Origin of the sequence: Dysosmobacter sp. Marseille-Q4140 (assembly GCA_018228705.1) — a bacterium.
Taxonomy (GTDB): Bacteria; Bacillota; Clostridia; order Oscillospirales; family Oscillospiraceae; genus Oscillibacter.
In genome coordinates this window covers 2,379,926-2,398,674 of the sequence record CP073694.1, presented here as the reverse complement: position 1 = coordinate 2,398,674, position 18,749 = coordinate 2,379,926, and the positions used below count along the sequence as shown (strand labels likewise).

Sequence of the window (18,749 nt, the reverse complement as noted above, 5' to 3'; positions counted from 1 at the left end):
GATGAGGCGAAAAATGGTCGGGATCTCTCTCCTTTTGCTGGTCCTTCTGGCGGCAGTTTCCGTTTCGCTGACGGTCCTTTTCTCCGGCGGCTATGAGCGGATCATCGGCCTCAACTGGGATCCGGACCTGCCCCGCAGCAGCGGCTGCCTTTACGAGACGGACAGCGGCGCCAGCCCCCATGGGGACGGTTTGCGGTACCACGTGCTGGAATACGCCCCCGGCAGCGGACTGGCGGCGGCGCTGGAGGAGCAGACGGAGGAATGCGCCCCGGCGGAGTGCGGAGCGGCGTTCATCTGGGACGGCCTGTCCGTTCCCGCGGACTGGCGGCCGGACCCGGCGCAGTGCCGCTGCTTCACCAAGGCCCATCCCTCAGACAGCCGCAATGAGCTGTGGCTGCTGCTCTCGGCCGACGGCACCCGGCTGTACGCGGCGGAGTCATTCCTCTGAATATCCCTGAAAAAGAAGCGGCGGCGGACACCGAAAGGTGTCCGCCGCTGTTTTTTCACGCTGTTCACCGGGACCGCTCACGGCGCCTTCTACCGCAGGCCACATAGGGGGCAGTCCAGCCGCCGCTTCTCCTGTCCGGCCACGGCGCCGCCTCTCAGTCCCGCAGGCTGGCGGGATAGACCCCCCGGGCGTGGAGTTTTTTCAGTTCCTCCGCCACCAGGGCCCGGTCCTCCTGATAGGTCATGCCGAACCACTTGTCGGCGGAGTGGAGCACGGAGACCTCCAGAGCCCCCTTCTCCAGCTGCTCGCCCACCATCAGCGGCAGCAGGCACTCGGCCTTGATGTTGTCCCCGGCCTCGTGGCGCAGGAAGTTCTCAAAGTAGTCCTTCAGCGCCGGGAAAATGCTGGGGGCAAAGCCCCAGAAGTTCATGGACACCACCGTGTCCGGCGCCAGGGAGCGGTCCTCCGCCAGGTCCTTCAGGGACCCGTCGGGATACAGCTGGATCTTCAGCGCCTCCCGGATGGCGCGCAGCTTCCCGTCCTCCACGGCGCAGACGCCCCGGGACACGGTGCCGTGGAGGCTGGCGGTGTTCTTGAGGAGGTATCCCACCATGGTGGCCCTGCCGTTTTCAGGCAGCTTCACCAGCTCGTCGTAAATGGTGCGGAAGGCGTCCACACCGTAATAGTCGTCGGCGTTGATGACGCAGCAGGGCTCATGGACCACGCCGGCGGCGCACAGCAGGGCGTGGACCGTGCCGAAGGGCTTGGTCCGCTCCGCCGGGATGTGATAGAAGTCCGGCACCGAGGTAAAGTCCTGGAAGGCGTAGGCCACCTCCACCGGCGAACCGTCGGCGGCGGTGCGGCGGGCCAGAGCGTCGCCGCACAGGCGGCGGACCATCTCCTCCATTTCCGGCTTGATGATGAACACCACTTTATTGAACCCGGCCCGGAGGGCGTCGTAGATGGAGTACTCCATCAGGATCTCCCCGTTGGGGCCGATGCCGTCCACCTGCTTGCTTCCGCCGTACCGGGAGCCCAGGCCCGCGGCCATGATCACCAAAGAGACTTTCATGGGATCCTCTCCTGCATTTCATTAAAATTGGATTTACGCAACCATGCGCAAATCCCGTATAGCTCTACCATACCCTATTTGCCGGACTTTTGCAACCGCTCTTGACTTTTTTCTCCCGCTGTCTATAATACGAGAACGAGAATCATTTTCAAATTGAGGAGGGTGCGCCATGCCCTACACCACCAGACAGCGCCAGGCCATTTTGCAGTGCCTCCAGCGGCGGGGGGACGCCTCCGTCACCGCCGGGGAGCTGGCAGAGGACCTGCGCTCCGCCGGGTGTCCCGTGGGCCTCGCCACCGTCTACCGCCAGCTGGAGCGGCTGGAGGCGGCGGGCATCGTCCACAAGATCAACACCGAGGACGGCGCCTTTTACCAGTTCTGCGGCCGGGACGGCCACGGTCACCGGGACTGCTTTCTGCTCAGATGCGAGCGCTGCGGCCGCATCCGCCATGTGGACTGCGTCCAGCTCCAGGGGCTCTACGACCACCTGGAGCGGGAGCACCACTTCCGCATCAACCCCCGGGGCACGCTGCTCTCGGGGATCTGTGACCAGTGCGCCAAAGAGGAGGAAACGCGTGGAGAGCAATGAACTGATCGTCTGCCGGGACGTGTCTCTGGGCTATGAGGGTCAGAGCGTCCTGACTCATCTGGACCTGACGGTCCGGGCCGGGGACTACCTTTGCATCGTGGGGGACAACGGCTCCGGCAAGTCCACCCTGCTGCGGGGCCTGCTGGGCCTGATCGCCCCCCAGTCGGGCCAGATCCTCCGCTCGCCGGAGCTGGAGCGGGGGGCCATCGGATACCTGCCCCAGCAGACCCGGGCCCAGCGGGACTTCCCCGCCACGGTGTACGAGGTGGTCCTCTCCGGCTGCCTCAACCGCAAGGGGATGCGGTTCTTCTACTCCGCCGCCCAGAAGTCCCAGGCGTTGATGAACATGGGCAAGCTGGGCATCCTGGAGCTCAAGGACAAGTGCTACCGGGACCTCTCCGGCGGCCAGCAGCAGCGGGCCCTGCTGGCCCGGGCCCTGTGCGCCGCCGGGTGGCTGCTGATCCTGGACGAGCCGGTGACGGGTCTGGACCCCGCCGCCGCCCAGGACCTGTATAAGCTGCTGTCCTACCTCAACCGCAAAGAGGGCATGGCGGTGGTCATGGTGACCCACGACCTCAAGGCCGCGCTGAAGGGCGCCCGCCGGGTACTGCACATCGGCCACGACAGCGTCTTTCTGGGGACGGCGGCGGAGTATCTGGCCTCGCCCCAGGGGCGGCGGTTCCGGGAGGAGGACGTATGAATATTCTGGAAATGCTGACCTGGCCCTTCATGCAGCGGGCCCTGATCGCCGGCGTGCTGGTGAGCCTGTGCGCGGCGCTGCTGGGGGTGTCCCTGGTCCTCAAGCGCTACTCCATGATCGGCGACGGCCTCAGCCACGTGTCCTTCGGCGCATTGGCCATTGCCGTGGCGCTGGGGGTGACGCCCCTGTACTTCTCCATTCCGGTGGTGATCCTGGCGGCCTTCTTCCTGCTGCGCATGGCCAGCCATCCCCGGTGGAACAGCGACGCCGCCGTGGCGGTCATGAGCGCCTCGGCCCTGGCGGTGGGCGTCATCGTCATCTCCCGCACCACCGGCATGACCACCGACGTGGACAACTACATGTTCGGCAGCGTCCTGGCCATGACGGATCTGGACGTGCTGCTGGCGGCGGGGCTGAGCCTGGCGGTGCTGGTGCTGTTCGTGCTCTTTTACCACAAGCTCTTCGCCGTCACTTTCGACGAGAGCTTCTCCCGGGCCACGGGGCTGAAGGTGGACCGGTACAACACCCTTCTCGCGGTGCTGACGGCGCTGACCATCGTGCTGGGGATGCGGATGATGGGCGCCATGCTGATCTCCTCCCTGGTGATCTTCCCGGCCCTGACGGCCATGCGGCTGTTCAAGAGTTTCCGGGGCGTCATGATCTGCGCCGGGACCACGGCGGTGGTGTGCTTCTGCGCGGGGCTCACCGCCTCCTGGGTCTGGTCCACGCCGGTGGGCGCGTCCGTGGTGGCGGCCAACCTCACGGTGTTCCTGCTCTCCTGCGGCGCCGCCTTTGCGCGCAGCCGCTGAGGGCGGCGGAGGGGGCGAAACCGGCGGTCCCGTTCTCCGTTCCGGCCTCCATTCCCGCCCCGCGGCGGACCGAGCCCGCTTTTCGGCCCGCCGCGGGGTTTTTCGCCCGGTTTTTTCCTGTAAATGCAGAGGAATATGAAAGAAAAGTCTTGCGCTTTGATGCCTCCTGTGCTATGATGCATATGTTAGAAGTGTAAGGTATGTGGAGTGGGCCGCCGGTCCGCTCTTTTTCTTGACTTTTTTCGGTCTGTCAAAATCTGCATATTCTGCGGAAGAAGGGAGTCCTTCCATGAAAAAAATCACGGAACTGACCGTCGAACTGGCGGCCCCCGCCATCGCCGAGCAGGGCTGCACCCTCTGGGACGTGGAGTACGTCAAGGAGGCCGGCACCTGGTATCTGCGCATCCTACTGGACAAGGAGGGCGGCGTGGACATCCTGGACTGTGAGGCCGTCTCCCGGAAGGTCAGCGACCTGCTGGACGAGGCCGACCCCATCGAGGGCAGTTACACCCTGGAGGTGGGCTCCGCCGGAGCCGAGCGGGCCCTCAAGCGCCCCGGCGACTTCCAGCGGTATCTGGGCAGCCCGGTGCTGGTGAAGCTGTACCGGAACCTGGAGGGCCGCAAGGAGTTCCCCGGCGTGCTGAAGGCCTATGACGAGGCCAGCGGCGACGTGACCATCACCTTCGGCAGCCGGGAGCTGACCTTCCCCAAAAAGGACATCGCCCTGGTCCGCCTGCGGGTGGAATTCTAAGACCCCAACCGTCCAAAAAGACGTATATTTTATAACTAAGGAGAATCAGCGATGAAAGGCAAAAAGCAAAAGGAACCCGTGGGCTTCAACCCTGCGGAGATCTTTGCCGCTCTGGCTCTGCTGGAAAAGGAGCGGGGCATCCCCCAGTCCTTCATGATGGAGAAGATCATCCAGGCCCTGACCACCGCCTACAAGCGGGACCACGTGGACGTGGAGAACGTGATCGTGGACGTGGATGAGGCCCACCAGGACCTGAAGATGTTCGTCCAGAAGAACGTGGTGGACGAGGAGGACTACGTGGACCCGGCCAATGAGATGACCGTGGAGGAGGCCAAGAAGCTCTCCGCCAAGTATGAGATCGGCGACATCGTCAACATCCCCGTGGACACCGTGGAGTTCGGCCGCATCGCCGCCGGCAACGGCAAGCAGGTCATCATCCAGGGTCTGCGGGAGGCCGAGCGGGGCATGGTGTACGACGAGTTCAACTCCAAGCAGCACGAGATCCTCACCGGTGTGGTGACCCGCATCGATCCCCGCACCGGCAGCGTCTCCCTGCGCATCGGCACCGGCGCCGAGTCCACCGAGGCGCTGCTGATGTCCGGCGAGCAGGTTCCCGGTGAGGAGCTCACCGAGGGCATGCACGTGAAGGTCTACGTGGTGGAGGTCCGCCGCAGCACCCGGGGTCCCCAGGTGCTGATCTCCCGGACCCACCCGGGCCTTGTCAAGCGTCTGTTCGAGCTGGAGGTGCCGGAGATCTACGACGGCACCGTGGAGGTCAAGTCCATCGCCCGGGAGGCCGGCAGCCGCACCAAGATGGCCGTGTGGTCCAACGACGAGAACGTGGATCCCATCGGCGCCTGCGTGGGCCCCAAGGGCCAGCGGGTGGCCGCCATCGTGGAGGAGCTGCGGGGCGAGAAGATCGACATCATCAAGTGGAGCGAGGACCCCGCCCAGTTTATCGCCGCCGCCCTGGCGCCCGCCGACGTGGTGGACGTGTGGATGGCCGACGAGGGCAAGGCCTGCCGCTGTGTGGTGCCGGACGATCAGCTGTCCCTGGCCATCGGCAAGGAGGGTCAGAACGCCCGCCTGGCCGCCCGCCTGACCGGCTACAAGATCGACATTAAGCCCGAGAGCTACCAGGAGGGCGACGAGGCGGAAACCGCCCCGGAGATGCCGGAGGACGCGGCTGAAACCGCGCCCGTGGAGGAATAATATCAAAAAATCAACCAGAAAGGCGGCCTGACGGATGCCGAAAGTGAAAAAGATCCCCCAGCGGCAGTGTGTGGGCTGCCGGGAAATGAAAGACAAAAAGTCCCTGCTGCGGGTGGTGAAGTCCCCGGAGGGGACGGTCTCCCTGGACTTCGGAGGAAAGAAGCCCGGCCGCGGCGCCTATGTGTGCCACGATGTGGAGTGCCTGCGGCGGGCCCGGAAGTCCCGGGCCCTGGAGCGGGCCTTTGAGACGGCCATCCCGGCGGAGGTTTACGACGCCATGGAGGCGGAACTGCGAGGTGCGGATGAACAGCAATGACCGGATCCTCTCCCTGCTGGGCCTGAGCCTCCGGGGCGGAAATCTGGCGGTGGGCGAGGAGCCGGTGGACGCGGCCGCCAGGGCCAAGGACGCCCGGCTGCTGCTGCTGGCCGCCGACAGCGCCGACAATACCCGCCGCCGCTGCGAGCACATGGCCCTGGCAGGCAGCTGCCTGTGGGTCCGCCTGCCCTGCCCCAAGGAGCAGATGGGCCGGGCCCTGGGGCGGAATTCCGTGGCCCTGGCGGCGGTGACCGATATCGGCCTTGCCTCCGCCCTGGCGAAGCTCCTGGCGGAGCTGGACGTCGCCCAGTACGGCGACACCGCGGTGCGGATGGCCGAGAAGGCCCGCCGGGCGGCAGAGCGGAAGGCCGAGCAGGCCGCCCATGAGAAGAATCTCCGCAGGGGACGGCGAAAGCCCCCGGAGCCGGCTCCCCGGCCTCCGGAACCGGAGGCGCCCCGGCGTCCCGAGGCCCCCGGCCGTGCGCCGTCCCACAGACGGCCCGCCGGAGAGCGTCCGCCGGACCGGCGGAGCGCCCAGAACCGTTCCCCCGGCCGGAAAGCCCGTGACGGGCAGGCCCCGGACCGCCGCCCCTATGACCGTCGCGGCTCCGCAGGCCAGGCCGGCCGCCAGATCCATGGCCGGCGGAGTGCGGAACAGCGGACCCCAGGCGGAGCCGCCGGACGCGGGGACGCCCCGGCATCCAAGCGGTATTCCCGTCCCAGCAGGGACAAACGCCCCAAGCCGAAGGGACAGGCGCGTCCCTATGCCAACAGCCGCCCGGTGAAAAAGGGCAAGGGCTCCTTCCGCAAGAAGGAGGGCTGACGGGCCGCGCCGCTGCCCCGGCGCAGGTCCGGGGCGGCAACTGCAAATAAATTTCCCAGCCCTCGGGTTGGAGCAAGACGAGGTGTTTTGATTGGGTATTGAAAAATACAGAGTGCATGAGGTGGCCAAGGACTTCGGCCTTCCCACCAAGACCATTACGGAGATCCTGACGAAGTACGCCCAGGCCCCCAAGAACCATATGCAGGTTCTCACGGATCACGAGCTGTCGCTGATCTTCGACTATCTGACCCAGCACAACCAGGTGTCCAGCATCCAGGCGATCTTCGCAGACACCTTCAAGGAAAAAGAGAAGGAGGCCCCCAAGGCCCCCGCCGCCGAGAAGGCTGCTGCCCCCGTGCAGGACAGCAGCGCCGCCAAGCCCGCTCCCAAGCAGGCCGGCGCCGCGCCCGCGCAAAACGGCGGCAAGCCCCAGGCGGCCCCCCAGGGCGGCCAGCAGGCGGCGCAGCAGCCCCAGCAGCCCATGTCCCGGGTGCCCCAGAAGAAGATCGTCGATACCCGCAAGGGCGGCGACGTGAACCTGGCCAAGTATGACCAGAGGCTGGAGGAGCTGGCTCCCGAGCGGGCCAACCGGATGCAGCAGCGCAGCGGCAAGGAGAAGATCCGCACCAACAGCCAGCGCCGGGGCGGCATGACCTTCTCCAACAAGCGCCGCCAGGACGAGGCCGAGAAGATGCGCCGCCTCCAGCTGGAGATCGCCAAGAAGGCCCCCGTGAAGGTCATGATCCCCGACGAGATCAGCGTGGGCGAGCTGGCCAGCCGCATGAAAAAGACCGGCGCCGAGGTGGTCAAGTGCCTGATGAAGAACGGCGTCATGGCCTCCCTCAGTCAGATCATCGACTTCGACACCGCCGCCATCATCGCCGAAGAGATGGGCTGCAAGGTGGAGAAGGAGATCACCGTCACCATCGAAGAGCGTCTGATCGACGACCACGAGGATAAGCCGGAGGACCTGGTGCCCCGGGCCCCCGTGGTGGTGGTCATGGGCCACGTCGACCACGGCAAGACCTCTTTGCTGGACACCATCCGCAACACCTCCGTGGCGGCCGGCGAGGCCGGCGGCATCACCCAGCACATCGGCGCCTACCAGGTCCAGGTGAACGGCAAGCCCATCACCTTCCTGGACACTCCGGGCCACGAGGCCTTCACCTCCATGCGTGCCCGCGGCGCCATGATCACCGACATCGCCATCTTGATGGTGGCGGCGGACGACGGCATCATGCCCCAGACCATCGAGTCCATCAACCACGCCAAGGCCGCCAATATCCCCATCATCGTGGCCATCAACAAGATCGACAAGGAAAACGCCAACCCCGACCGGGTGCTCCAGCAGCTGACCGAGCACGGCCTGGTGCCCGAGGACTGGGGCGGCGAGACCATCTGCTGCAAGGTCTCCGCCAAGAAGAACATCGGCATCGACAACCTGCTGGAGATGGTGACCCTCACCGCCGAGATGGCGGAGCTGAAGGCCAACCCCAACCGCGCTGGTCAGGGCACCGTCATCGAGGCCCGGCTTGACAAGGGCCGTGGTCCCGTGGCTACCCTCCTGGTCCAGAACGGCACCCTCAAGCAGGGCGACATCATCATCGCCGGCACCGCCGTGGGCCGCGTGCGCACCATGCTGGACTACAAGGGCAACCGCCTGACCGAGGCCGGTCCCTCCGTGCCCGTGGAGATCGCGGGCCTCAGCGAGGCCCCCGAGGCCGGCAGCCCCTTCTTCGCCGTGGCCGACGAGCGCATGGCCCGGGAGCTGGTGGAGCAGCGCAAGGCCGAGGCCCGTGCCAAGGCCGCCGCGCCGGTGCAGAAGGTCTCCCTGGAGAACCTGTTCGACCAGATCCAGGCCGGTGAGCGCAAGGAGCTGGCTCTGATCGTCAAGGCCGACGTCCAGGGCAGCGTGGAGGCCGTGAAGGCCTCTCTGGAGAAGCTCAGCAACGACGAGGTCAACGTGAAGGTGATCCACGGCGGCGTGGGCGCCATCAACGAGTCCGACGTGATGCTGGCCGCCTCCTCCAACGCCATCATCGTGGGCTTCAATGTCCGGCCCGACGCCGCCGCCCGCGACGGCGCCATCCGCCAGAACGTGGATATGCGGATGTACCGGGTCATCTACGACTGCATCGATGAGATCACCGCCGCCATGAAGGGCATGCTGGCGCCCAAGTACCGGGAGGTGGTCCTGGGCCACGCGGAGGTCCGCCAGACCTACCGGGTGTCCAGCGTGGGCACCGTGGCCGGCTGCTACGTCCAGGACGGCAAGATCGTCCGTGCCTGCTCCGTGCGGGTGGTCCGGGACGGCATCGTGATCCACGAGGGCAGCCTCGCCTCCCTGAAGCGCTTCAAGGACGACGCCAAGGAGGTGGCCGAGAACTACGAGTGCGGCCTCACCGTGGAGAAGTTCAACGACATCAAGGAAGGCGACATCATCGAGGCCTTCACCATGGAGGAGATCCCCAGATAAACAGGGGCATTTCCAACCCAATCACTGCGCACGATAGGGGCGGCGACCGCGTCGCCGCCCCTGTGTTTTTCCCCGGCGGGCCGGGAGGACGTACGGGCTTCCCGCGGGGGATCCGCCCCCATTTTCTTTTGTCGTGACAAAAGAAAACGGTCGCGGCCGGTCAAAAGAAAACCGCTAGGTGCCAAACCTTGCACCTGTAGTGCAAGGTTTGGAAAATACAGGGGTCGTGCGAATCGGTCCGGCGAAGATCGATGGCCCCGTCGTCCCTGTGTTTTACCATGGCACTTGAAGAGCCTGGTCCCCGCATAACAACTGCGGCGGAGGGACGTGGGTAGTCAACGAATTGACCAGCGTCTCTTTCCGCTGCCGCTCACCTGGTGCCAGCGGAGCACCTGGCGGCGGGCCGATATGGAATCGGCCCCTACGGAAGGCCCGGAAGACCCGGCATCGCCGTGCCCCGCGCCCCGGGCGGTGGTAGGGCGGGACCCGCGTGTCCCGCCGTCTCTGCCCGCACCCGCCGGGGCAGCACCTAGCGAAGCGGAAGGCGCGGAACGAGAAGCCGGGGCAAATGCGATTTTGCACCCCATCTGCCCGCCGCACGGTCTGTACGGCCCAAGGGTCTTTCGACCACCGGAGCAAGGCGCAAGGCAGACGGGGCTGTCGACACCCGCCGCACCGATTCACACGACCTCCACATTTGCCAAATCTTGCGCTCTCCGCGCGAGGTTTGGCACCCAGTGCCTTTTCTTTTGGACCGTGCACGGCCCGTTTGTCTCCGGCCCAAGAGCCGCCGCAAGCGGCGGTTGGCCTCCGACACGCGCCTGCGGACGCAGTCTTTTCGGCAAGACGAAAAGAAAATGGGGGGTGCATCCTCCGGGAACCTCCCGGCCTCCCCCACCGGTCCCGGTGGACATCCCCAACCCCTTCCACACCAAGGAGGTAACTTTTATGCCTAGCAATCGCATCGGCCGCATCAATGAAGAGATCCAGCGGGAGCTGGCGGACCAGCTGCGCCGCCTGAAGGACCCCCGGGTGGCCCAGGTGGGCATGGTCTCCATCACCCGGGTGGACACCACCGGCGACCTGCGCTACGCCCGGGTCTATATCTCCGTTCTGGACAAGACCCAGGAGAAGGACGTGCTCAAGGGCCTCAAGTCCGCCGCGGGCTTTTTGCGGCGGGAGCTGGGCCGGGCCTTGCAGCTGCGCTACACCCCGGAGCTCCAGTTCATCCCCGACGACTCCATCCTCCACGGCGCCCACATCCTGGAGGTGCTGCGGCAGGTGGAGGAGAAGGACGCGGCCCAGCAGGACGGCGCTCCCGCAGAGGAGGAGTGAGCCATGCTGACCGTGGAACAGACCGCGGCACTGCTGCGGACCTATGACAATGTGCTGATCCTGACCCACGTGCGCCCTGACGGGGACACCGTGGGCTGCGCGGCGGCGCTGTGCGCCGGGCTGCGGGCCCAGGGCAAGACCGCATACCTGCTGCCCAATCCGGAGCTGACCCGCACCACCGCCCCCTACTTCGCCCCCTACGCCGCGCCGGAGGGCTTTGAGCCCGCCTTCGTGGTCTCCACCGACGTGGCCACCGTCAGCCTGCTGCCAGAGAATGCCAAAGCCTATCTGGGGCGCATCGACCTGGCCATCGACCACCACCCCTCCTTCGAGCACTTCGGCAAAGCCAACATCGTCCGGCCCGAGGCCGCCGCCTGCGGCGAGCTGATCTACGACATCCTGGCCCGGCTGGGCCCCGTGACGGCGGAGATGGCGCTGCCCCTCTACGTGGCCGTGTCCACGGACACCGGCTGCTTCGCCTACGCCAACACCACCGCCTACACCCACGCCGTGGCGGCGGCGCTGCTGCGGACCGGCATCGACTACCGGACCGTCAACAAGGTGTTCTTCCGCACCAAGAGCCGCAAGCGGATGCAGCTGGAGGGCGCCATGCTGAGTGGCTGCGAGTTCTATGACAACGACCGGGTGGCGCTGCTGTCCGTGCCCATGTCCCTGATGGAGCGGCTGGGTGCCGACGAGACCGACGCCGAGGACCTCAGCGCCCTGGGCGGCCAGATGGAGGGCGTGGACTGCGCCGTGACCATGCGGGAGCTGCGGCCGGACGTTTGGAAGATGTCCGTGCGCACCGGCGCGCGGGTCAACGCCACGGAGGTCTGCCGTCTGCTGGGCGGAGGCGGCCACGCCGCCGCCGCGGGCTGCACCGTGGAGGCCCCCTGGCCCCAGGCCAAGGCGGCCATTCTGGGCGCCATTGCCCAGACCGTCCCCGACTATCAGGGCTGACACAGATCGGCCAAGAGAGGCAGGTGTTCCCATGCCCAACGGGATCCTCATCATTGACAAACCCGCCGGCTGGACCAGCATGGACGTGTGCGCCAAGGTCCGGGGCATCCTCCGCGAGAAGCGGGTGGGCCACGGCGGAACCCTGGACCCCATGGCCACCGGCGTGCTGCCGGTGTTCGTGGGGCAGGCCACCCGGGGCGTGGAGTTCGCGGAGAACGGCCGCAAAGAGTATGTGGCGGGTCTGCGCTTAGGGCTCGTCACCGACACCCAGGACACCACCGGCACCGCCCTGGAGACCCATCCGGTCACCGTCACGGCGGAGCAAGTGCGGCAGGTGCTGGAGCGGTTCCGGGGACCTCAGCAGCAGATCCCGCCCATGTACTCCGCCATCAAGATCGGCGGGCAGAAGCTCTACGACCTGGCCCGGAAGGGGCAGGAGGTGGAGCGCAAGCCCCGGTCCGTTATCTTTTACGAACTGGAGCTGCTGGAGCAGGTGAGCGAGACGGACTTCGTGCTGCGGTGCCTGTGCTCCAAGGGGACGTACATCCGGACATTGTGCCACGACATCGGCCAGGCCCTGGGCTGCGGCGGTGCCATGTACTCCCTGCGCCGCACCATGGCCGCCGCCTTCACGGCGGACCAGGCGGTGACGCTGGAGGACGTCCAGTCTCGGGGGGAAGAGCTGCTGCTGCCCACGGACAGCCTCTTTTCCGACCATCCCATACTGCTGCTGAAATCGGACAAGCTGGAAAAGCGGGTCCGCTGCGGCAATCCCATCACCCTGCCCGGCACCGCCGACGGCACCTACCGTGTCTACGGTCAGGGCCGGCAGTTCCTGTGCCTTTCCCGGGCGGAGGGCGGCGTCCTCACGTCCATCAAAAACTTTTTCGGAGCATAAGCATGAAAGAGAGAGTCATTGCCCTGGGCTTCTTTGACGGAGTCCACCTGGGCCACGCCGCTCTGCTGCGGCGCACCGCGGAGGAGGCCGCCCGCCGGGGCTGCACCCCGGCGGTGTTCACCTTTGACCGCCCGCCCAAGGAGGTGGTCACCGGCGTCCCCTGCCCCCTGATCAACTCGCCGGAGGACCGGCGGGACCTGATCCGGCGGCTGTACGGCATCCGGGACGTGCTGATGGTACCCTTTGATCAGGAGATGATGACCACCCCCTGGGAGCCCTACATCACGGAGATCCTGGTGGGACGGTATCACGCCGTCCACCTGGTGGCGGGCCACGACCACCACTTCGGCCACAAGAACGGGGGCAACCCGGAGCGGCTGGTGGAAAAGTGCCGGGAGCTGGGCCTTGGCTGCGACATCATCCCCAAGGTGGAGGTGGCGGGCATCACCGTCAGCTCCACCTACATCCGCCGTCTGGTGGAACTGGGGCAGATCGACCGTGCCAACCGCTTCCTGGGCCACCCCCACACCATGACGGGCACCGTCCGCCACGGCCGCGGAATCGGCTCCGCCCGGCTGTTCCCCACCGCCAACCTCACCATCCCGCCCCACGTGCTGGTGCCCAGCCACGGCGTCTACGTGACCCGGGCGTACCTGCCCGGCGGGGAGAGCTACGCCGCCGTCACCAACGTGGGCACCCGGCCCACGGTGAACAACGGCACCGACGTGACGGTGGAGGCCTGCCTGCTGGATTTCGAGGGAGATCTGTACGGCCAGACCGTCCGCCTGGAGTTTTTCCAGCACCTGCGCGACGAGATGCGCTTCGACTCCCTGGACGCCCTGAAGGCCCGGATCGCCGCCGACGCGGAGACCACCCGGCGCTATTTTGAACACGCATAAAGCCGCAGGAGGCCGGTCCTTTCGGACCGGCCTCCTGTTTTTTGGTCTGTTCAGATCAGGGCCACCGTCAGCCACGCCAGGCCGATGCCGCCCGCGCCCAGCAGCGTGTACACCGCCGGGTTCAGCCGCCACAGGCGGCTGAACTTCCCGTGCTCGCCGCCCGCGTAGTTCCGGGCCACCCGCTTGGCCTCCTCCACCAGCTCCCGGGCGCTGACGCCCTCGCCGGCGGCGTCGTTGCGCACAATGAAGATCGCCTGTTCAAAATACCGCTGGTCCGGGGAGTCCAGCACCACGACCCGTCTGGAAATACCTTTCACCATCCGCTCTCAAGCCTCCTGTTTGCTCACAGTTTTGATGATTCCAGTTTGCCGCGGCGGCAGGAGAATTATACCGCTGTCACACCTTTTTTACAGCGCCCTCCTTCGCCCGGTACAGCACCTGGATGCCGCAGTCGTCCTGGAGGCCCTCCCGGCGGACGCTTTCGCTGAGGATCAGCCCAGCCAATACCTGGGGGTCCTCCCCTTCCCAGCCGGCCAGCAGGTCCATGAGCCACTCGTCCCGGCCCGGGTCCGCCACGCCGTCGCTGATGAGCACCGCAAAGCCGCCGGGCTCCAGTGTCGCCCGGGTCACGTCCGGCACCGCCGGTGATCCCCGCAGCCCCGCCGGCAGGGTGCCGCCGGTGACCCGACGGACCACGCCGCCCTTTTTCAGGTAGCTGGGGGCGGCGCCGTACTTGTAGAACACCGCCTCCCCGGTCTCCGGGCGGCAGGTGAGCAGGTCGATGGTGGTGAAGCTGCCGGTGTCCGCCCCCCGGAGGGCCATGGCGGAGTTGAGGGTCTTGAGGGCCGCCTCCGGCTCAATGCCTGCCTCCAGGAACTGCTCCACCAGGCGGCAGGTCAGGGCCGACTCCTTCCGGGCGGCCTCGCCGCTGCCCATGCCGTCGGCCAGCAGCAGGCACAAAAGGCCCGTCCCCGTGCGGAAGGACACCACCGTGTCCCCGCACACCAGCTCCCCCTCCTTGGGCCGCAGGGCCGCGCCGATACGGCAGGCGGCCTCCGCCTCGCCGGAGACAGGTACCTCCCCCAGTCCCGCGGCGGTGGCGGTCAGCAGCTCGCTGAGCTGGGCGTACTGGCCCCGGGCGCTGCGGCGGGTCTCCTCCAGCTGCCGCCGGTACTGCCGCCGCAGCAGAAAGGCCGAGAGCTCCCCGTTGACGGCGGTGAGAAAGTCCGGCAGATGGACGCAGCGGTCGGCAAAGTAGCCGGGGAAGTCCTTGGGCAGGGCCCGTCCCCGCTCCAGGAGGAAGGGCGTGGCGTCGTTGAGGGCGTTGAAGGTGCCGGTGTACTCCCGCTGCCAGCACAGCTCGCACAGGGCACAGCCACGGCACACCTTCTCCGCCGCCCGGTCGAAGATGATGGCGGGGTTTTCCTCCGTGGAGACCGGGGTCCCCCGGCCCATGCTGTCATACAGGTCCCGCAGCACCGCCGCCGTCCGGGTCAGCTGCTGCTTCATCCGCTCCAGAGGGGCCGGTCCCCCCTCCGCCGCCTCAGGCCGCTTGACCCGCTTGCCGCCGAACACCCGGCCCGGCAGCAGCAAAAAGAGCGCCGTGCCCACGGCGGACTCCAGCAGCAGCGGCACGGCCAGGGCGTCGTGCACCGGCAGCAGCGCCGCCAGCACCGCCCCCAGAAAGGCCAGGGCCGCCCCGCCCCGGCGATGTCCGGTCCGGCTGCCCGCCGCCATGCCCGCAAGACCGTAGGCCGCGCCGAAGAGGACGCTGCCGCCGCCGGAGAGGAAGTCCGCGGTGAGCCCTGCGCCCAGACCCGCCGCCGCGCCGGCCAGGGTGCCCCGCTGGTAGGCGGTATACAGCAGCAGGGCGCACAGCAGCGCCCGGCCCACGGAGAGCCCCACCAGCTCCAGGTCCGTCAGGGCCAGCACCACGGACCCGGCCAGAAACAGCAGGCTGTCCGGCTCCAGCCGCTCCCGCCCCGGCCACAGCAGGGGCTGGTCGTACCACGCCGAAAGCCCCACCAGCACCGCTGCCGCCACGCAGGGGCTCAGGTCCTCCAGCGGCGCCAGGGACTGGAGCACATAGATGCCGCTGACCGACAAGAACAGCCCCGCCGCCGTCAGGGGCAAAAACCACTTTGTCTCCAGCAGCCTCAGGTCCCGGAAGGCGGTGGCGGCGGAGAGGATCAGCACCCCCGCCGCCAGGAACGGCAGCGCCTGGGCGAAGTCCATGAACAGCGCCGCCCCCACCACGCAGCCCACCAGTGCCGCGCCGCCCATGGATCCCGGCCCTGACGCAGCCACACAGCCCAGGGCGAAGGGGGCGTAGCCCCCCGGCGTCTGGCTGGCGCTCAGAGCCGCCGCCAGGAAAAACCGGATGCCCCAGGACAGCAGTCTGGCCGACTGCTCCCCCTCCAACTTGATCTGACCGTGCCGCACAGCAAATTCCTCCTGCCTTCGCCGCGTCGCCGCGGCCTCCTTGGTTGTTTTCCATCATTTTACAGCCCTCGCCGGTAAAATCTCGTCGGGAAAGGAGGAAGGCCGGAATTTTTGCCAAAAGGGGCCGCAGGGATTCCCCTGTGGACTTTTTTTGCGGGATATGGTATAGTATATGGGCATTTCAGCGGAAAAGGAGGGACGCTTTTGCGGATCGGAAATGTTGAGATCGACTCCCGGCTGGTCCTGGCGCCCATGGCTGGCGTCACGGACACGGCCTTCCGCCAGATCTGTTCGGAGCTGGGAGCGGGCTACACCGTCACAGAGCTGATCTCCTCCAAAGCCCTGTGCTACCGCGATAAAAAGACCTTCTCCCTGCTGACGCAATTTCCCGGGGAGCACCCCGCCGCCGTGCAGATCTTCGGCAGCGACCCGGTGTGCATGGCAGAGGCCGCCCAGATCGCCCTGGAGGCCACCGGGGCCGACATCATCGACCTGAACATGGGCTGCCCCATGGGCAAGATCGTGAACAACGGCGACGGCGCCGCGCTGATGAAGGACCCGGAGAAGGCCGCCCGCATCGCCGAAGCGGTGGTGAAGGCGGTGTCCGTCCCCGTCACCGCCAAATTCCGCCGGGGCTGGGATATGGGCAGCTGCAACTGTGTGGAGTTCGCCCGGGGTCTGGAGCAGGCCGGCGTCAGCGCCGTGGCGGTCCACGGCCGGACCCGGGCCCAGGTATACAGCGGACAGGCGGACTGGACCTGCATCCGGCAGGTAAAGGAGGCGGTGTCCATCCCGGTCATGGCCAACGGCGACATCTGGAAGCCGGAGGACGCCGTGCGCATCCTGCAGCACACCAAGGCGGACATGGCCATGATCGGCCGGGGGTGCTTCGGCAACCCCTGGCTGTTCCAGCAGGCGAAAGCGGCCCTGGAGGGGCTGCCCATCCCGCCGCTGCCGCCCCTTGCGGAGCGGTGCGACACCGCCGTGCGCCAGTTTGAGCTGGCGGCCCGGTACAAGGGCGAGCGGGTGGCGGTGCTGGAGGCCCGTCGCCACTACTGCTGGTATCTCAAGGGCGTGCCCCACTCCAATTACTACAAGGAACAGATCGTGCAGATGAGCACCCTGGAGGATGTGTACCGGGTGACCAAGGGCATCAAGAGGGATCTGACATGACGGATACGACACAAGAACAACGGCTGGTGGACGCCGCCCGGCAGGGGGACGAGGGGGCCTTCGAGTCCCTGGTGCGCCTGTATGAGAAGCGGGTGTTCGCCCTGGCCGTGCGGATGTGCGGCAACCAGGAGGACGCCGCCGAGGCCGCCCAGGAGGCCTTTCTCGCCGCCTGGCAGGGGCTGCGGTTCTTCCGGGGAGACTCCAGCTTCTCCACCTGGCTGTACCGGCTGACGTCCAACGCCTGCGTGGACCTTCTGCGGCGGGAGGGCCGCCACCGCGCCGCGGCGGGCCCCTCCCTGGACGACGAGGAGCTCAACTGCGATGTGCCAGACGCCGCCCCCTCCCCCCAGGAGGAGGCGGAGCGCCGGGAGCTGCGCGCCCAGATCGAGGAGGGCCTCCGGGCACTGTCCCCGGAGCACCGACAGGTGCTGGTCCTGCGGGAGATGCACCAGCTCAGCTACGACGAGATCGCGGACACGTTGGACCTGGACGTGGGCACCGTGAAATCCCGGATCAGCCGGGGGCGGAAACAGCTGCGAAACTTTTTGCTGCGCAGCGGGAACTTTTTGGCGGCGCCTCCGTCCAAAGAGACAGGAAAGGAGGGCTGCCAATGAAATACTGCGAGGACTACGCGGCCCTGCTGGATCCGTATATCGACGGCGAGCTGCCGCCGGAGGATGCCGCCCGCGTCCGGGAGCACCTGACGGTGTGCGGCGGCTGCCGGGCCTACGTCCAGGCGGCGCTGCTGCTGCGGGAGAACTTCCCGGAGATCGAAGAGACCGAAGTCCCGGACGGCTTTGCCGCGTCCGTCATGGGTGCCATCCGCTCCGGCGCAGCGCCGCGCAAAAAGCGCAGGACCCCCTGGCTCAAGGTGCTGGCGCCCCTGGCCGCCTGCTGCGCCATCGTGATCTTGGTAAAAAGCCTGCCCATGGACGCAGCCACGGCAGACACCGCCTCCGCCGGTATCGTGGCAGAGGAGACTGTCCCGGAGACCGCACAGACCCGGGACGACACGGCCGCCGCCCGGAACTCTGAACCGGAGGCAGCGGAGACAGAGGAACCCCCCGTGGCCGAGGCCAGCACTCCCGCCGCAGAAACCGCCGGAGAACCGCCGGAGATGGGGATGAAGACGGGGACGGCCGCAGACGCGGTCCAGCCCCACGCCTACACCGCCCAGACCAACGGGCAGGAGGACGCCGGAGCCATCGCCGAAGAGGACACCGGGGCCATTGCCCAGGAGGGTACTGAGGCCGTCACTGAGGGCGCCGGAGCGATTACGGAAGACGGGGCGGGCACAGAGAACGCCGGAGCCGCCGCCGAGGATGCCGCTCAGCCGGAGACGCCAAGCGAAAACAGCGTCGCTGCCGCCACCACCAGCGCGGCGGACAGCTGGGTGGAAAACGGCAACGTGGTATTTTCCTTCACGGTATTTCTGTCGAAAGATACCGTGGCAGACGCTCTGGACGGTTACGAGGGCAAGCCTTATTCCAACGCCAATTTCCCTGACAAGGGCGTGATCGGAACAGGCTACGCCATGACGGTGGAGGAGGCGGAGCACATCCTCTACGACGTGCTGGACACGCCCCTTGGACCGGCGGAGAATCCGGAACGCACCACGGAACTCTGCTGTATCGTGGTGACGGAGGAGGAAATTTCCTCTTCCTCCATAGGCAAATAGTCCAAAAAAGCGGAAGCCGATGGCTTCCGCTTTTTCTTGCCTTTCCCTTGGACATATGATATACTGCTTTCCGACAGGTGCCATCTCCCTGTCCAAGCGCCCCGGCGGGGCGTTCGTTCGGCGGTTTCCCGGTCTGTCGGGCCCGTCGTTCTCTAAACAAAAAAATGG

19 protein-coding genes are annotated in these 18,749 nt (G+C 66.9%); 16 read left to right on the top strand and 3 right to left on the bottom strand.

Annotation, left to right across the window (positions count from 1 at the left end; all coding sequences use genetic code 11):
* The first annotated feature begins 1 nt into the window (after position 1).
* Positions 2 to 448, top strand: coding sequence for a hypothetical protein (locus KFE19_11910; GenBank protein QUO37088.1), 447 nt, complete (start codon positions 2 to 4; stop codon positions 446 to 448).
* Positions 449 to 602: 154 nt separating this feature from the next.
* Here KFE19_11910 and KFE19_11905 read toward each other — a convergent pair whose 3' ends face one another.
* The gene (locus KFE19_11905; protein QUO37087.1) at positions 603 to 1,520 is read right to left on the bottom strand and encodes a hypothetical protein; all 918 of its coding nucleotides are present in this window, start codon (positions 1,518 to 1,520) and stop codon (positions 603 to 605) included.
* A 169-nt stretch (positions 1,521 to 1,689) separates the two neighbouring features.
* Between KFE19_11905 and KFE19_11900 the strand changes: the two genes are divergently transcribed.
* The 12 genes from KFE19_11900 to ribF all read left to right on the top strand — a co-directional run bounded on the left by KFE19_11900 (position 1,690) and on the right by ribF (position 13,288).
* Complete coding sequence (locus KFE19_11900; protein ID QUO37086.1) at positions 1,690 to 2,109, top strand: transcriptional repressor; 420 nt, start codon at positions 1,690 to 1,692, stop codon at positions 2,107 to 2,109.
* Positions 2,096 to 2,809: an ATP-binding cassette domain-containing protein gene (locus KFE19_11895; GenBank protein ID QUO37085.1), complete on the top strand. Its 714-nt coding sequence runs from the start codon at positions 2,096 to 2,098 to the stop codon at positions 2,807 to 2,809. The genes KFE19_11900 and KFE19_11895 overlap by 14 nt, the downstream gene beginning before the upstream one ends.
* Positions 2,806 to 3,618 (top strand): metal ABC transporter permease, encoded by an 813-nt coding sequence (locus KFE19_11890; GenBank protein ID QUO37084.1) that lies wholly within the window; start codon positions 2,806 to 2,808, stop codon positions 3,616 to 3,618. Before KFE19_11895 ends, KFE19_11890 begins: the two co-directional genes overlap by 4 nt.
* Positions 3,619 to 3,907: 289 nt before the next feature.
* Positions 3,908 to 4,369, top strand: coding sequence for a ribosome maturation factor RimP (locus KFE19_11885; GenBank protein ID QUO37083.1), 462 nt, complete (start codon positions 3,908 to 3,910; stop codon positions 4,367 to 4,369).
* A gap of 51 nt (positions 4,370 to 4,420) precedes the next feature.
* A complete protein-coding gene (gene nusA / locus KFE19_11880; GenBank protein ID QUO37082.1) occupies positions 4,421 to 5,581 on the top strand; it encodes a transcription termination/antitermination protein NusA in 1,161 nt (386 codons plus the stop codon).
* Between the two features lie 34 nt (positions 5,582 to 5,615).
* Complete coding sequence (locus KFE19_11875; GenBank protein QUO37081.1) at positions 5,616 to 5,897, top strand: YlxR family protein; 282 nt, start codon at positions 5,616 to 5,618, stop codon at positions 5,895 to 5,897.
* Positions 5,884 to 6,720, top strand: coding sequence for a hypothetical protein (locus KFE19_11870; protein ID QUO37080.1), 837 nt, complete (start codon positions 5,884 to 5,886; stop codon positions 6,718 to 6,720). The genes KFE19_11875 and KFE19_11870 overlap by 14 nt, the downstream gene beginning before the upstream one ends.
* Positions 6,721 to 6,811: 91 nt before the next feature.
* Positions 6,812 to 9,196, top strand: a complete 2,385-nt coding sequence (infB, locus tag KFE19_11865) for a translation initiation factor IF-2 (GenBank protein ID QUO37079.1) — start codon at positions 6,812 to 6,814, stop codon at positions 9,194 to 9,196.
* Between the two features lie 948 nt (positions 9,197 to 10,144).
* Positions 10,145 to 10,531 (top strand): 30S ribosome-binding factor RbfA, encoded by a 387-nt coding sequence (gene rbfA, locus KFE19_11860; protein QUO37078.1) that lies wholly within the window; start codon positions 10,145 to 10,147, stop codon positions 10,529 to 10,531.
* 3 nt (positions 10,532 to 10,534) lie between these two features.
* Positions 10,535 to 11,491 carry a DHH family phosphoesterase gene (locus KFE19_11855; protein ID QUO37077.1) on the top strand — a complete coding sequence of 319 codons (957 nt, stop codon included), beginning with the start codon at positions 10,535 to 10,537 and terminating at the stop codon, positions 11,489 to 11,491.
* Positions 11,492 to 11,522: 31 nt separating this feature from the next.
* Positions 11,523 to 12,389, top strand: coding sequence for a tRNA pseudouridine(55) synthase TruB (gene truB / locus KFE19_11850; GenBank protein ID QUO37076.1), 867 nt, complete (start codon positions 11,523 to 11,525; stop codon positions 12,387 to 12,389).
* Positions 12,386 to 13,288 (top strand): riboflavin biosynthesis protein RibF, encoded by a 903-nt coding sequence (ribF, locus tag KFE19_11845; GenBank protein ID QUO39619.1) that lies wholly within the window; start codon positions 12,386 to 12,388, stop codon positions 13,286 to 13,288. Before truB ends, ribF begins: the two co-directional genes overlap by 4 nt.
* Before the next feature lie 50 nt (positions 13,289 to 13,338).
* Here the strand turns inward: ribF and KFE19_11840 are convergent, their stop codons facing one another.
* Complete coding sequence (locus KFE19_11840) at positions 13,339 to 13,608, bottom strand: hypothetical protein (protein ID QUO37075.1); 270 nt, start codon at positions 13,606 to 13,608, stop codon at positions 13,339 to 13,341.
* Between the two features lie 76 nt (positions 13,609 to 13,684).
* Positions 13,685 to 15,730, bottom strand: a complete 2,046-nt coding sequence (locus KFE19_11835) for a SpoIIE family protein phosphatase (protein ID QUO37074.1) — start codon at positions 15,728 to 15,730, stop codon at positions 13,685 to 13,687.
* Positions 15,731 to 15,934: 204 nt separating this feature from the next.
* Here KFE19_11835 and dusB point away from each other — a divergent pair, with 204 nt between their 5' ends.
* From dusB to KFE19_11820, 3 genes are read left to right on the top strand one after another with little or no spacing between them, the layout of a single operon-like run.
* Positions 15,935 to 16,903, top strand: a complete 969-nt coding sequence (gene dusB, locus KFE19_11830; GenBank protein ID QUO37073.1) for a tRNA dihydrouridine synthase DusB — start codon at positions 15,935 to 15,937, stop codon at positions 16,901 to 16,903.
* Positions 16,900 to 17,517 carry a sigma-70 family RNA polymerase sigma factor gene (locus KFE19_11825; protein QUO37072.1) on the top strand — a complete coding sequence of 206 codons (618 nt, stop codon included), beginning with the start codon at positions 16,900 to 16,902 and terminating at the stop codon, positions 17,515 to 17,517. The genes dusB and KFE19_11825 overlap by 4 nt, the downstream gene beginning before the upstream one ends.
* Complete coding sequence (locus KFE19_11820; protein QUO37071.1) at positions 17,514 to 18,581, top strand: zf-HC2 domain-containing protein; 1,068 nt, start codon at positions 17,514 to 17,516, stop codon at positions 18,579 to 18,581. The genes KFE19_11825 and KFE19_11820 overlap by 4 nt, the downstream gene beginning before the upstream one ends.
* Positions 18,582 to 18,749: the final 168 nt, after the last annotated feature.

What these genes read in the sequence shown, in the direction of transcription:
- KFE19_11855 (QUO37077.1), top strand. Translation starts at nt 10,535, where the DNA reads ATGCTGACCGTGGAACAGACCGCGGCACTGCTGCGGACCTATGACAAT.
- KFE19_11875 (QUO37081.1), top strand. Translation starts at nt 5,616, where the DNA reads ATGCCGAAAGTGAAAAAGATCCCCCAGCGGCAGTGTGTGGGCTGCCGG.
- KFE19_11820 (QUO37071.1), top strand. Translation starts at nt 17,514, where the DNA reads ATGAAATACTGCGAGGACTACGCGGCCCTGCTGGATCCGTATATCGAC.
- rbfA (QUO37078.1), top strand. Translation starts at nt 10,145, where the DNA reads ATGCCTAGCAATCGCATCGGCCGCATCAATGAAGAGATCCAGCGGGAG.
- nusA (QUO37082.1), top strand. Translation starts at nt 4,421, where the DNA reads ATGAAAGGCAAAAAGCAAAAGGAACCCGTGGGCTTCAACCCTGCGGAG.
- KFE19_11885 (QUO37083.1), top strand. Translation starts at nt 3,908, where the DNA reads ATGAAAAAAATCACGGAACTGACCGTCGAACTGGCGGCCCCCGCCATC.
- KFE19_11870 (QUO37080.1), top strand. Translation starts at nt 5,884, where the DNA reads ATGAACAGCAATGACCGGATCCTCTCCCTGCTGGGCCTGAGCCTCCGG.
- KFE19_11840 (QUO37075.1), bottom strand. Translation starts at nt 13,608, where the DNA reads ATGGTGAAAGGTATTTCCAGACGGGTCGTGGTGCTGGACTCCCCGGAC.
- KFE19_11910 (QUO37088.1), top strand. Translation starts at nt 2, where the DNA reads ATGAGGCGAAAAATGGTCGGGATCTCTCTCCTTTTGCTGGTCCTTCTG.
- KFE19_11825 (QUO37072.1), top strand. Translation starts at nt 16,900, where the DNA reads ATGACGGATACGACACAAGAACAACGGCTGGTGGACGCCGCCCGGCAG.
- KFE19_11900 (QUO37086.1), top strand. Translation starts at nt 1,690, where the DNA reads ATGCCCTACACCACCAGACAGCGCCAGGCCATTTTGCAGTGCCTCCAG.
- KFE19_11905 (QUO37087.1), bottom strand. Translation starts at nt 1,520, where the DNA reads ATGAAAGTCTCTTTGGTGATCATGGCCGCGGGCCTGGGCTCCCGGTAC.
- truB (QUO37076.1), top strand. Translation starts at nt 11,523, where the DNA reads ATGCCCAACGGGATCCTCATCATTGACAAACCCGCCGGCTGGACCAGC.
- KFE19_11890 (QUO37084.1), top strand. Translation starts at nt 2,806, where the DNA reads ATGAATATTCTGGAAATGCTGACCTGGCCCTTCATGCAGCGGGCCCTG.